This window comes from Corynebacterium sp. NML 150383 (assembly GCF_002285085.1).
Lineage (GTDB): Bacteria > Actinomycetota > Actinomycetes > Mycobacteriales > Mycobacteriaceae > Corynebacterium > Corynebacterium gottingense.
This window is the reverse complement of sequence record NZ_NSGK01000010.1, coordinates 13,756-25,516: the sequence shown is the minus strand read 5'-3', so window position 1 is coordinate 25,516 and position 11,761 is coordinate 13,756. Positions and strand designations below refer to the sequence as shown.

14 protein-coding genes and 1 tRNA gene are annotated in these 11,761 nt (G+C 66.1%); 9 read left to right on the top strand and 6 right to left on the bottom strand.

The genetic code is table 11. The features are described 5' to 3' along the window. The first annotated feature begins 29 nt into the window (after positions 1 to 29). Positions 30 to 431 carry an HIT family protein gene (locus CKJ85_RS09690; protein ID WP_095554196.1) on the top strand — a complete coding sequence of 134 codons (402 nt, stop codon included), beginning with the start codon at positions 30 to 32 and terminating at the stop codon, positions 429 to 431. Here the strand turns inward: CKJ85_RS09690 and CKJ85_RS09685 are convergent. The 3 genes from CKJ85_RS09685 to CKJ85_RS09675 all read right to left on the bottom strand — a co-directional run bounded on the left by CKJ85_RS09685 (position 428) and on the right by CKJ85_RS09675 (position 2,920). After that, a complete protein-coding gene (locus CKJ85_RS09685) occupies positions 428 to 1,915 on the bottom strand; it encodes a cell wall metabolism sensor histidine kinase WalK (RefSeq protein WP_095554195.1) in 1,488 nt (495 codons plus the stop codon). The two genes, CKJ85_RS09690 and CKJ85_RS09685, sit on opposite strands and share 4 nt — an antisense overlap. An 18-nt stretch (positions 1,916 to 1,933) precedes the next feature. Beyond that, positions 1,934 to 2,641 (bottom strand): response regulator transcription factor, encoded by a 708-nt coding sequence (locus tag CKJ85_RS09680; RefSeq protein ID WP_095278712.1) that lies wholly within the window; start codon positions 2,639 to 2,641, stop codon positions 1,934 to 1,936. Positions 2,642 to 2,844: 203 nt separating this feature from the next. After that, positions 2,845 to 2,920, bottom strand: a tRNA-Thr gene (locus tag CKJ85_RS09675). A 209-nt stretch (positions 2,921 to 3,129) separates the two neighbouring features. Between CKJ85_RS09675 and CKJ85_RS09670 the strand changes: the two genes are divergently transcribed. Genes CKJ85_RS09670 through CKJ85_RS09650 form a run of 5 tightly spaced genes read left to right on the top strand, consistent with a single transcriptional unit; the run spans position 3,130 to position 7,376 of the window. Beyond that, entirely contained in the window at positions 3,130 to 4,467 is a 1,338-nt protein-coding gene (locus tag CKJ85_RS09670) for a threonine/serine exporter ThrE family protein (protein WP_095536344.1), read from the top strand. 55 nt (positions 4,468 to 4,522) lie between these two features. Then, positions 4,523 to 4,900, top strand: coding sequence for a hypothetical protein (locus tag CKJ85_RS12030; protein WP_095546724.1), 378 nt, complete (start codon positions 4,523 to 4,525; stop codon positions 4,898 to 4,900). Then, complete coding sequence (locus CKJ85_RS09660; RefSeq protein WP_095554194.1) at positions 4,901 to 6,172, top strand: trehalose-6-phosphate synthase; 1,272 nt, start codon at positions 4,901 to 4,903, stop codon at positions 6,170 to 6,172. It begins immediately after the preceding gene. Beyond that, positions 6,169 to 6,624 carry a hypothetical protein gene (locus CKJ85_RS09655; protein ID WP_095554193.1) on the top strand — a complete coding sequence of 152 codons (456 nt, stop codon included), beginning with the start codon at positions 6,169 to 6,171 and terminating at the stop codon, positions 6,622 to 6,624. The genes CKJ85_RS09660 and CKJ85_RS09655 overlap by 4 nt, the downstream gene beginning before the upstream one ends. Beyond that, positions 6,624 to 7,376 (top strand): trehalose-phosphatase, encoded by a 753-nt coding sequence (locus tag CKJ85_RS09650; RefSeq protein WP_095554192.1) that lies wholly within the window; start codon positions 6,624 to 6,626, stop codon positions 7,374 to 7,376. Before CKJ85_RS09655 ends, CKJ85_RS09650 begins: the two co-directional genes overlap by 1 nt. Here the strand turns inward: CKJ85_RS09650 and CKJ85_RS09645 are convergent. Beyond that, positions 7,321 to 8,337, bottom strand: coding sequence for a LacI family DNA-binding transcriptional regulator (locus CKJ85_RS09645; protein WP_095554191.1), 1,017 nt, complete (start codon positions 8,335 to 8,337; stop codon positions 7,321 to 7,323). The two genes, CKJ85_RS09650 and CKJ85_RS09645, sit on opposite strands and share 56 nt — an antisense overlap. 86 nt (positions 8,338 to 8,423) lie before the next feature. Between CKJ85_RS09645 and CKJ85_RS09640 the strand changes: the two genes are divergently transcribed. Genes CKJ85_RS09640 through CKJ85_RS09630 form a run of 3 tightly spaced genes read left to right on the top strand, consistent with a single transcriptional unit; the run spans position 8,424 to position 10,763 of the window. Continuing rightward, positions 8,424 to 9,299 (top strand): metal ABC transporter solute-binding protein, Zn/Mn family, encoded by an 876-nt coding sequence (locus CKJ85_RS09640; RefSeq protein WP_233127031.1) that lies wholly within the window; start codon positions 8,424 to 8,426, stop codon positions 9,297 to 9,299. Continuing rightward, entirely contained in the window at positions 9,283 to 9,933 is a 651-nt protein-coding gene (locus CKJ85_RS09635; protein WP_095554189.1) for a metal ABC transporter ATP-binding protein, read from the top strand. Before CKJ85_RS09640 ends, CKJ85_RS09635 begins: the two co-directional genes overlap by 17 nt. Further along, on the top strand, positions 9,933 to 10,763 hold the full coding sequence (locus CKJ85_RS09630) for a metal ABC transporter permease (RefSeq protein WP_095554188.1): 831 nt from the start codon (positions 9,933 to 9,935) through the stop codon (positions 10,761 to 10,763). Before CKJ85_RS09635 ends, CKJ85_RS09630 begins: the two co-directional genes overlap by 1 nt. A gap of 191 nt (positions 10,764 to 10,954) precedes the next feature. Here the strand turns inward: CKJ85_RS09630 and CKJ85_RS12300 are convergent, their stop codons facing one another. Beyond that, positions 10,955 to 11,236 (bottom strand): Abi family protein, encoded by a 282-nt coding sequence (locus CKJ85_RS12300; protein ID WP_255396022.1) that lies wholly within the window; start codon positions 11,234 to 11,236, stop codon positions 10,955 to 10,957. Next, positions 11,142 to 11,711: an Abi family protein gene (locus CKJ85_RS09625; RefSeq protein WP_255396020.1), complete on the bottom strand. Its 570-nt coding sequence runs from the start codon at positions 11,709 to 11,711 to the stop codon at positions 11,142 to 11,144. The genes CKJ85_RS12300 and CKJ85_RS09625 overlap by 95 nt, the downstream gene beginning before the upstream one ends. Positions 11,712 to 11,761: the final 50 nt, after the last annotated feature.

Sequence of the window (11,761 nt, the reverse complement as noted above, 5' to 3'; positions counted from 1 at the left end):
CCTCAAACTTACAGGTACGGTTTGAGTGTATGAGCACAGTCTTTACAAAGATCATTGACGGCGAGATCCCCGGACGCTTCGTTTACAAGGACGAGGACGTCGCCGCCTTCCTCACCATCGAGCCAATCGCGTACGGCCACACGCTGGTCGTGCCGGTCAAAGAGGTGGACAAGTGGACCGACCTCGAGCCCGAACTGTGGGCCAAGATGAATGCGGTGGCGCAGCGCATCGGCGCCGCCATTGTCAGCGAGTTCGAGTGCGAGCGCGCCGGCTACCTCATCGCCGGGTTCGAGGTGCCGCACGCGCACATCCACGTCTTCCCCGCCAACGACATGTCCGGCTACAACCTGGCCAGCGTCATGCGCGCCGACGAGACCGACCCGGCGAAGATGGACGCGGCCGCGGAGACGCTCCGCGCGGCGCTGAACTAGTCCTTTTCCGGCGTCTTGGCGTCCTTGGCTGGCTGCGCAGCCTTTGTCGCCTTCGTTGCCTTTGTCGTTGTCGCGCCATTGACCTCGCGCAGCAGCGGCAGCGAGATCTTGAACGTCGCGCCCTCGCCCGGCGCGGTGTCGACGGTGATGGTGCCCTCGTGCTGCTCGATGAGCGACTTGGTGATTGCCAGGCCCAGGCCGGAGCCGCCGCCGCCCGCGCGGTGGCGCGACGCGTCCGCGCGGTAGAAGCGGTCGAAGATGCGCGCCGCGTCCTCCTCCGCCATGCCGCGGCCGTTGTCCGCGACCTCGATGACGATGCGGTCCAGGTTTTCGCGCAGCGTGATGGTCACATCCACGTCGGAGCCGCCGTGCTTGAACGCGTTGTTGATCAGGTTCATGAGCACCTGGTGGAGGCGGTCCGGGTCGCCGTTGACCATCGGCGGCCGGGCGCACTGGTTGTCAACCTCGATGGAGCGCTCCGGGTAGGCGGCCCGGGCCGAGGAGACCGCGGAGTCCACGACCTTTTGCATGTCCACGGTTTTGCGGTCCAGGCGGGTGCCCTCCGCGCGGGTGAGCGCGAGCAGGTCCTCCACCAGCAGCTGCATGCGGCCGGATTCTTCCTCGATCTTGTCAATGACCATGTCCGCGTCGGGGGCCATACCCTTGCGGTAGAGCTCGGCGTAGCCGCGCAGGCTGGTCAGCGGAGTGCGCAGCTCGTGGGAGGCGTCGCCGACGAAGCGCCGCATCTGCTCCTCTTTCCCCTGCGCGTCATTGACCGAGTCCTGCAGCTGGCTCACCATCGTGTTGACGGCGTAGGACAGCTTGCCCACCTCGGTGTCGCGCGACCAGGCGGGGACGCGGCGGTCCACATCGCCGTCCGCGATCGCCAGCGCCGTGTCTTCCACTTCGCGCAGCGGCGTCAGCGACCTTCTCACCAGCGTCTTCGCTGCGATGGCGATCGCCAGGATCGCAATCGCGCCAAGGCTCGTCTCCACCACCGCGAGCCAGCGCAGAATGCGGTTTTCTGACTCCAGCCGCTTCGCCACCAGCGTGATGGTGCCGTCATCGCTTTTCGACGCCACCGCCCTCCACTGCGTCAGCGACGCCGAACTATCCACGTTCTTCGACCCGATGGTGCGCGCCTGGTCCAGGACCGTCAGCTGCTCCCAGTCGGGCGGGTTGCCCCGCGGGGTGTAGCGCGAGAACGGGTACGGGTAGCCGGGGAACCAGGTCGCCTGGGCAAACTCGCTGGGCACGCCGATCGACGGGATCCAGGTGCCCTGCCCCGCCCAGCTGTCCAGGCCCTCCTGCAGCTGGTCGTCCACGCGCTGCATGAGGATGCCGCGCATAAGGAAGAAGACCGTGGCAAAACTCAGCACGATGCCCAGGGTGGCCACCACGACCACCAGGGACACCAGCTGCTTTTGCAACGGCCGCGCGGCCTGGTTGTACGACCAGGCCGCGAGCTTCTGCTTCGCCTTCATGGACCGCTACGCCGCAGGTTACTGGCGCGGGGTGCGCAGCACGTAGCCGACGCCGCGCACGGTCTGGATCAGCGGCACGTCGCCGGTGTCAATCTTGCGACGCAGGTAGGAGATGTAGGACTCGACGACGTTGCCGTCGCCGCCGAAGTCGTAATGCCACACGTTGTCCAGGATCTTCGCCTTGGACAGCACGACCTCCGCGTTGAGCATGAGGTAGCGCAGCAGGTTGAACTCGGTCGGGGAGAGATCGATGATCTCGCCGGCCTTGGTCACCTCGTGGGTTTCGTCGTTCAGCGTCAGGTCCGCGTAGCGGATGGTGGTGTCGTGGTCGGCGTCATCGGTCACGTTGCCGCGACGCAGGATGACGCGCAGGCGGGTGATGACTTCCTCCAGGGAGAACGGCTTGGTCACGTAGTCGTCCGCGCCGATGGTCAGGCCGTGGATGCGGTCTTCCACCGCGTCCTTGGCGGTGAGGAAGAGCACCGGGCCGTCAAGGCCGTCCTGGCGCAGCTTGCCCAGCAGCTCGAAGCCGTCCATCCCCGGCATCATGACGTCCAAAATGTAGGCATCCGGGCGGTACTCGCGCGCCATGGTCAGCGCCTCCTGCCCGGAGTTTGCGCTTTCTACCTCGAATCCCTGGAACTTCAGGGAGACGGTCAGCAGCTCGACGATATTGGGCTCGTCATCAACGACGAGCACCTTGATGCCCTTCGGGTTCTCAGCCATGAAATGCACTCCTTTGTATGGGTAATTAACCAGATAGCATTTAACTCCCCTCCACTGTACGTTTGCTGTACGTCGTCTTGGGGCTGTCGAGCAAAAGTGGGGGTATATCCAGAGAGCGAAGGTTTAGCCAAATCAAGGCCTTTAAACGCTGACCGCACAGCGCGCGCGAGGACCGCCGCCCCTCCCCCTCGGCGGCAAAAAATTGGAGCTGGAGACGAGACTTGAACTCGCAACCTACGCATTACAAGTGCGTTGCGCTACCGATTGCGCCACTCCAGCAATGCCCATGAATCTTACACATCGACCGGTGAGTGCGCGAAACACGTCGGCGCGATAGTGTTTCGCGTGTGGCATCACTAGAGCAGTATTGGCAGCGGCTGCGTGGCTCGCGCGACCACGTGGCCACGATTGACGAGTCCCGCACCTCCCCGCCCCCGTCCGTCCTCGCGCCCGTCGATCTGACGGACCCCGCGCAGGTGGCCGCGGTCATGAACATCGCCGCGCGGATCGGCGAGATCCTCATCGCCAACGGCACGACGTCCTCGGACGCGATCGCCCAGATCCGCACGGTCACCTCGTCGTACGGCTTGCACTACTGTCACGTGGACATCACGGTGAACACCATCACCATGAACGCCAACGTGGGCGTCCAGCGCCGCACGCCGGTGAACGTGTTCCGCGTGGTCACGATGATGAGCGAGAACTACCACAAGCTGCAGGAAGCCGACCGCCTTATCCGCTCGATCCGCGCGGGCGCCACCCGGCCGGAGATGGCGGAGAAGATCCTCGACGACATCGACAACGAGCCCATCCCCTACCGCAACACCCGCAACCTGGCCGGGTGGGCGGTCATGGGCGCGTCCGTGTCCATCCTGCTCGGCGGCGATCTCCTCATGGCGCTCGTCGGCGGGCTCACCGCTTTCCTCATCATGGGCTTTAACAAGGTCCTGTCTCACAACTCGCTGCCGTACTTCTACCACTGCGTCATTGGCGGCTTTATCGCCACCATTCCGGCCGCCATCTTCTACGACTTCTCCACCTCGATCGGCCATACGATCGTGCCCAGCCAGGTCATCGCCACCGGCATCATCGTGCTCTTGGCCGGCCTGACGCTGGTGCAGTCGCTTTTCGACGGCATCACGGGCTCCCCCGTCACCGCGGCCTCCCGCTTCTTCCAGACCATGTTGTCGTCCGGCGGCATCGTCGCGGGCGTGGCCATCGGCCTGTACGTGGCGGAGCTGTTAGGAGTGCCCCTGCCGCCGCTGGAAACCATGTTAGGTAAGCCGTCGTTAAGCAGCGCCGGCTGGCGCATCATCGGCGGGGCGCTGGCCGCCGCCTCGTTTGCCGTGACCTGCTTTGCGGAGCGCCTGGCCATCATTGTTTCTGGGCTCACTGCCGCCGCGGGCTCCGCGATGTTCTACATCTTCCTCATCCCCTTCGGCACCGATAAGTTCATCGCCACCGCGGCCTGCTCCATCGTGGTTGGCCTGGCCGGCGGTCTCATCTCCCGCCGCTACTTGGTCAACCCCGTGATCACCGCGGTGGCGGGCGTGACGCCGTTCCTCCCCGGCTCAGGCATCTACCGCGGCCTCTACGCGGTGCTCAACGAGCAGATTGTGGTGGGGATGAGCAACATCTTCAACGCCATCGCCGTGTGCATGGCGCTGGCCGGCGGCGTGATCTTCGGCGAGTGGGTGGCGCGCCGCATCCGCGCGCCGCAGCTGTACATCCCGTACCGGGCGTTCAAGCGGGCGGGGCGCGTGACGTTCCAGCAGATTCGGCGCGCGGAGCAAGCCGCCCTCCGCCCGAGGCGCCGGAAGCACTAGCTTTGGCGTAGAATCGCCGTTTGAGATTTGCGTTTCGTACAAGGAGGAACCTGTAGTGCCACCGAAGATCACCGACTCCCGCCCCTCTCCCGAGGCCATCAATGAGATGGAGGAGCAGACCGCTTCCGGCGCCCGGCGAATCGTGGCAACGTACGCCGAAGATTTCTTCGACGGAGTAACCCTGATGTCCATGCTCGGCGTGGAACCGAAGGGCTTCAACTACAAGAAGTACGCCGAGGAGGTCCTGGGCGACCCGGAGGAAGAGGAAGACTCCAAGTCCGCCAAGAAGGCGACGAAGAAGAAGTCGTCCAAGAAGGCCTCGAAGAAGAAAGCCTCGAAGAAGAAGGCGTCGAAGAAGAAGGCCACCAAGAAAAAGGCGACCAAGAAGAAGGCGTCGAAGAAGAAGTCCACAAAGAAAGCAAAGAAGTCCTAGGTGAACGACTTCGTCGTAGTAGCCAACCGCCTGCCCGTGGACCGGGTGGGCGACTCCTGGCAGGCCTCCCCGGGCGGCCTGGTCGCCGCGCTCGCGCCGGTGCTGCGCGCTCGCTCGGGCTGCTGGGTCGGCTGGCCCGGCGAGACGGACACCCACCTCGAGCCGTTCCACGCCGACGGCATCGACCTGGTCCCCGTGGCGCTGGACGCGCAGGACTACACCGACTTCTACGAGGGGTTTTCCAACTCCACCCTGTGGCCGCTCTACCACGACCTCATCGTCGCGCCGCAGTACAACGAGCAGTGGTGGGACCGCTACGTAGCGGTCAACGAGCGCTTTGCGGCCGCGGTCTCCGCAGTCGCCGCCAAGGGCGCCACCGTGTGGGTGCAGGACTACCAGCTGCAGCTCGTCCCCGGCCTGCTCAAGCGGGAGCGCCCGGACCTGCGCATCGGATTCTTCCTCCACATCCCGTTCCCCTCCCCCGACTTGTTCCGTCAGCTGCCGTGGCGCGAGCCCATCCTGCGCGCGCTGTCTGCCTGCGACCTCATCGGCTTCCAGCGGGCCGCCGACGAGTCGAACTTCCGGGGGCTCCTCGAGCTTATCGACGCCACCGCGGTGCGCACCGGGACGTTCCCGATCAGTATTGATGCGTCGATAGTCGCCCCCGGCGACCCCGCGCCCGTCCGCGAGCTGGTGGGAAACCCGACGCTGCTCATGCTCGGCGTGGACCGGATGGACTACACCAAGGGGATCCTGCAGCGGCTCCTGGCGTTCGAGCAATTCCTGGAGCGCGGCGGCGAGGCAACCCTGATCCAGCTGGCCACGCCGTCGCGCGAGCGCATCGACCACTACCGGCGCACCCGCCGCGAGGTGGAAGAGGCCGTGGGGCGCATCAACGGGCGCTTCGGCCGCATCGGCCGGCCGGTGATCCACTACGTGCACCACGGCGTGCCCAAAGACCAGCTCGGCGCGTACTACGCCGCCGCCGACATGATGCTGGTCACCCCGTTCAAGGACGGGATGAACCTGGTGGCCAAGGAGTACGTGGCCTGCCACCCGGACGGCAGCGGCGCGCTCGTCCTGTCCGAGTTCGCCGGCGCCGCCGTGGAGCTCCACCAGGCGTACCTGTGCAACCCGTTCGACGTGCCCTCCATCGTCCGCGCGATGGAGGACGCCGCCCAGCCCGACCCGCAGCGGATGCGCGCGATGCACGACTGGGTGACCACCCACGACGTCGCCGCCTGGGCCGCATCCTTCCTGGAGGCGCTATGAACCGCTTACTCACACTCGGCCTGACCGCCGCGCTCGGCCTCCCGCTGGCGGCGTGCGGCGGTGAGCAGACCTGGCAGGTCGTCGCCGTACACACCGATCCGGCGGAGCCCGGGGCGCTGCTTGCCGACGCCGCGGGGCTGGCCAACTTCACCATCACCGATTCCTCCCTCACCGGCACCACGGCGTGCGCGGACCTGGACGCGGCCATCACCACGGAAGATGACGCGGAGGACGACGCGTTCACCGTGGACAGCGTCGAGATGGGCGACGCCACCGACTGCGAGGGCGGGGCGCGCCACGTCCACGAGCAACTGACCAGCATCATCGTGCCCGGCGCGCGCTTCCGCGTGGATCACCTCACCGATTCCGAGATGGTGTTCACCGCGACGAGTGACGGCCCCGAGGGCGAGCCTGTGGTGGACCCGCCGAGCATCCGACTGATGGCACTGTGATGGCCACGCTGACCGCCGCTACCGAACGGGCGGCGCACGCGGAGTCGCTGCTGGTCTGCCTGGATTTCGACGGCACACTCGCCGAGTTCAACGCGGACCCCTACGCGGTGGCCCCGCACCCGGCCGCGGTGGACGCCCTCCGCACCCTCGCCGCGCTGCCGCACACGCAGGTTGCCATCCTCTCCGGCCGTCACCTCGACGGCCTGCGCCGGGTGCTGCCGGAGATTGCGGGCAACGTCGTCCTCGCCGGGTCCCACGGCGCGGAGCCCGGCCCTGAGCTTTCCAGCGACGACGCCGCCTACCTCGACCGCATCGGGGCGGCGCTCGAGCGCATCGCCGCCGCCCCCGCGTACGTGGAGGTTAAGCCGTACCAGCGGGTGCTGCACGTCGCGCCGATCGCGGGCACCCCTGACGCGGAGCGTATGCTCGCCGCCGCGCGCTCCCTGGACACGGGCGGGCGCCCCGTGACGCCGGGGCACAACGTGGTCGAGTTCTCCGCGGTGGAGATCACCAAGGGCACCTGGCTTTCCCAGCACAAGCGCGAGTTTGCCGCGACGCTCTTTGCCGGCGACGACACCACGGACGAGACCGCGCTGCGCGTCCTGGATCCCCGCCGCGACGTGGGGATCAAAGTCGGCGACCAACCGAGCGTGGCCGCGCACCGGGTCGCCGACGTGCCCGCGATGGCGCAGGTGCTCAGCGAGCTGGCTCGCGCACGGTCCGCCCGGGCAGGTACTGCGTCGGCAGAATGATGCGCTCCTGGCGCTGCGGCCGCCCGTTCATCGCGGCGCGCAGCAGCATCGCCGCCGTCTCCCCCTTGCGCTGCGTGGGCTGCGCGACGGTGGACAGGCCGTCCACGCCGATGCCGTCGAAGCCGGTCACAGACAGCTCCTCCGGTACGCGCCGCCGCCCGCGGCAGTACTCGAGCACCCCGAGCGCCATCGAGTCGGTGGTGCACAGGATCGCGGTGAGGTCCGGGTGGGCCTCGAGGAGCTCGCGCGCGCCGTCGGCGGCGGAATCCACGTCGTTGAGGTCGCGCGCGACCAACGGCACGTCCGCGATCCCCGCCGCCGCGAACACGTCCAGCGCCCCGCGCACCCGGGCGCGCTGCACGTGCAGGTCTGCCGCCTCCAGCTCCCCCGGCGTCACCGGCCCGTTCTTCGGCGCGCTGAACAGGCGCTTGGTCAGGATCCCCACGCGCGTGTGCCCGGCGCGCACCAGGTCCTCGGCGGCCGGGGCGATCGCGGCGGCGTCGTCGATGCCCACGTACGGCACGCCGGGGACGTCGACGGGCTGATCGCAGATGATGAGGGGGAGGTCGCGCGAGTGGGCGTCGATAAGCATCTGCGCCTGGGCCGGAACCGAGTAGATGATGTAGCCGTCCACGATGGCATCGTGCACGCTCACGCCGGTCGGGATGAGGGTGAGCGAGTAATCGCTCCGCTTAGCGACGCCCGCGAGGAAGTCCACCGACGCCCGGTCCTCAAAGGCGAACGAGAGCTGCTCGGTGAGCACGACCCCGATTGTGGCGGTGCGGCTGGTGCGCAGCGAGCGCGCGTGCGGGTTGGGGCCGACGTATCCCTTTGCCTTGGCGTGGGCGAGGATGCGGCGGCGCAGCGCTGGCGAGAGCTGGTCGGGGTGGTTGTACGCGTTGGACACGGTGGTGCGCGAGACGCCGAGGTCGGCGGCGATGGAGGCGAGCGTCGCTGGCATACCGATATGCTACCTGCACCTTTTGCGCAATCTCAGGCCGCATTTCTTTGAAAAGCTTTTTCATTACTGGTTGGATGAGTGCCCTGATGAAACGACTCGCCGCAACCGCGTTTGCGCTCACACTCACCCTCACCGCCTGCGGCACGCAGGGCTCCGAAAGCTCCGGGGACGCCACCACGGGCGCCTCCGACGAAGGCGCCGACGCAGCCGCCATGGTGGCCACCACCCAGGTGTGGGCCGACGTGGCCTCCGCCGTAACTGGTGACGAGGTGCCGGCGATCATCGACAACCCGTCGACCGACCCCCACGACTACGAGCCGACCGCCGCCGACCTGGCGGAGATCGCGCAGGCCAAGACCGTCGTGGCTAACGGCGGCGCCTACGACGCGGCCCTTTACAACGCCGCGAAGGGCAACCTCATCACCGCGCTCGAGCCGACCGAGGCGCACGACCACGGGCATGAGCACGAGCATGAGCACGGCGAGGAAGGCCACGACCACGAGCACGGCGAGGAGAATGAGCACATCTGGTACTCCACCGAGGCCATCCGCGACGTGGCGGAACAGATCGGCGGCAACCCGATCGACGACAAGCTGTCCGGCATCGACGAGTCGCTCGCCGCGCTGCCCGAGGCGCACGTCATCCAGACCCACCCGATCGCCGACGCCATCGTGGAGGAGTCCGCGCTGGTGGACGACACCCCCGAGTCCTACCGCCACGCCACGCTCAACCACTCCGAGCCGTCCGCGGCCGCCGTGGCCGAGGCGCTCGAGGCGATCAAGGACGCTGACATCCTGATCAACAACTCCCAGTCCCCCAACGCCGTCTCCGAGCGCCTCGTCGCAGCGGCGAAGGAGGCCGGCGTGCCGGTCGTGGACATCACCGAGACCCCGCAGGACGGCAAGAACTTCTTCGACTACTTCCAGGAAGTCCTTGACCAGCTCAATGCTGCAGCTGCGTAGCGCCACCGTCGCGCCGCTGTGGCGCGACATCACGTGTGACCTCGCCGCCGGCGAATTCCTCGCCATCCTCGGCCCGAACGGCTCGGGCAAGTCGACGCTCCTGCGCGCCGCGCTCGGCACGCAGCGTCTCGACGCCGGCTCGATCGAGCTCGGCGGCCGCGTCGGCTACATCCCGCAGCAGCAGATGTTCCCCGCTCACCTCCCGGCGCGCGTGCGCGACCTCGTCTCGCTCGCCGGAGGCAACCCCGAGCAGTTGCTCGCCCACGTCGGCGCCCCCTCGCTTATCGACGCCCACGTCGGCCGCCTCTCAGGCGGCCAGCAACAACTCGTCCGCCAGGCCCAGGCCTTCGCACAGGACCCCGAGATCATCCTCGCCGACGAGCCCTTTCTGTCCCTGGACGTGGCGCGCCAGCGCCAGACCATCGGCCGCTTCCAGGAATCGGGCGCCGCGGTCGCCATGGTCACGCACTCCATCGACCCGGTCATCGACGTCGTAGACAAGGTCCTCTACATTGGCCCCAACGGCCACGTCCTCGGCACCGCCGACGAGGTCCTCCAATCCGACGTCCTCTCCGAGCTCTACGGCGCGCCCGTCCAAGTCGTCCGCGCCGGAGGAAAGACAGTGATCATCTGATGTGGGACACCACCACGTACCTGCTCTCGCAGGACTTCGTCATCACCGCCCTGGTGGCGTGCGCCTTCCTCGGCGTGCTCTCCGGGGTGCTCGCCCCCTTGATCGTGATGCGGCAGATGTCGTTTGCTGTGCACGCCACCTCCGAGCTCGCGCTCATGGGCGCCGCCGCAGCCCTGGTCCTCGGCTTCAACCTGTCGCTCGGGGCCGTGCTCGGCTCCATCGCCGCCGCCATCGCGCTCGCGCTGCTCGGCTTCAAGGGTGGCAACGACTCCGCCGTCGGCGTGGTCATGAGCTTTGGCATGGGCATCTCCGTGCTGTGCATCTACCTCTACCCAGGTAACTCCAGCATCGCGATGTCCCTGCTCACCGGCCAGGTGGTTGGCGTGGCGCAGACGAGCGTCTGGGCACTGGCCATCACCACCGTCATCGTGGTGGCTGCGGTGGTGGCGTTGTGGCGCCCGCTGCTGTTCTCCTCGATCGACCCGGTTATGGCCGCCGCGACCGGCGTGCGCGTGCGCACCATGGCCACCGTCTTTGCCATCCTGGTAGGGCTGGCCGCGGCGAACAGCGTGCAGATCGTCGGCGTACTGCTCGTCATGGCGCTGCTCATCACGCCCGGCGCGAGCGCCGTCGCGGTCACCGCGAACCCGAAGCTAGCGGTCCTGCTCTCGGTCGTGTTCGCCGAGGTGTCCGCCGTCGGCGGCTTCATCCTCTCGCTCGCGCCAGGCCTGCCGGTCAGCGTGCTCGTCGCGTTCGTGTCCTTTGGCATTTACGTGGTCTGCCGAGGGATCGGAGCGGTGCAGGCGCGGCGGATTCAGGTTCGCAATTAGCACTTGTCGCGCTTTTACAAATCTGCGCAGTCCCATCCTTCGGGTATCCCGAGGCTGAATCGCTTGACCATGGGGTTATCCAGGAAGGAGTCCTCGAGAAGTGTTGCTACCTTGTCCGGCCACGTAGTCCCTGGACATACTGTTCGCAGGACATGAGACATCATCACTAAAGCACCAAAGATACGTTCGCTCTATCCCGGCGGCAGTGCCGCGAATGCAGCATCAGTCCGGACGGCTGTAGTGGACGCTGGCGTAAAGGATTTGTTCCATAGCCGTCCGTGATGGGCGCATGTGTTCCTTATGACAGTCAGCTGCTCTAACCAGCTTGCCCAAGGATGACGCCGCAACACACTTCTCTGCTGATTGCGGCTCAGTTGATCATACTGGATTGCGATTCCCATTCGTTCTGCGATTTTGAACTGCTCCTCGGATTTGAGCCCACTGAACAGTTGTGACACGTCTCGAAAGTCCATCGACTCCGCCACAACCCATAAAGGAAACTTTTTCCCGTATTTTCTCGGAATAGTGCTTGAGCGGTTCACTTCGGCCATACTCGCGGTTCAATCGCCTGTAGATGGTGGATAGCCACGCAACATGATGAAACGACGGGCGAAATCTATCAGCGTCGAGATAAGCGCGAGGATCGTTGAGGGGTTCGAGACATATTGTGTCTGTAACAAGAGCCCTCACCGCGATTTCGATGCGTTCCATCCCGTCGTGAACGAGCGTTCTCAATTTTCGATCAGCCTCATAGAGGTGCACTGCGTCGGAAAACTTGGTACCTGGCAAGAAATTGTCAGTGCGCGATTGCCCATCACCAGCAATTTCGCGAGCAGGGTACCAATACGCGCTCAACCGGTAGTATCCAACGAACTGCAACCACTGACTTGCAAGTTCCTCGTCCACCAACATGTTTCTGGCTTTGAGGATGGCAATTTGCTGCTCCACTGTGGCAGCCGGCTTCAATGATCTAGTGCTCAACGCTCCCCCCAATACGT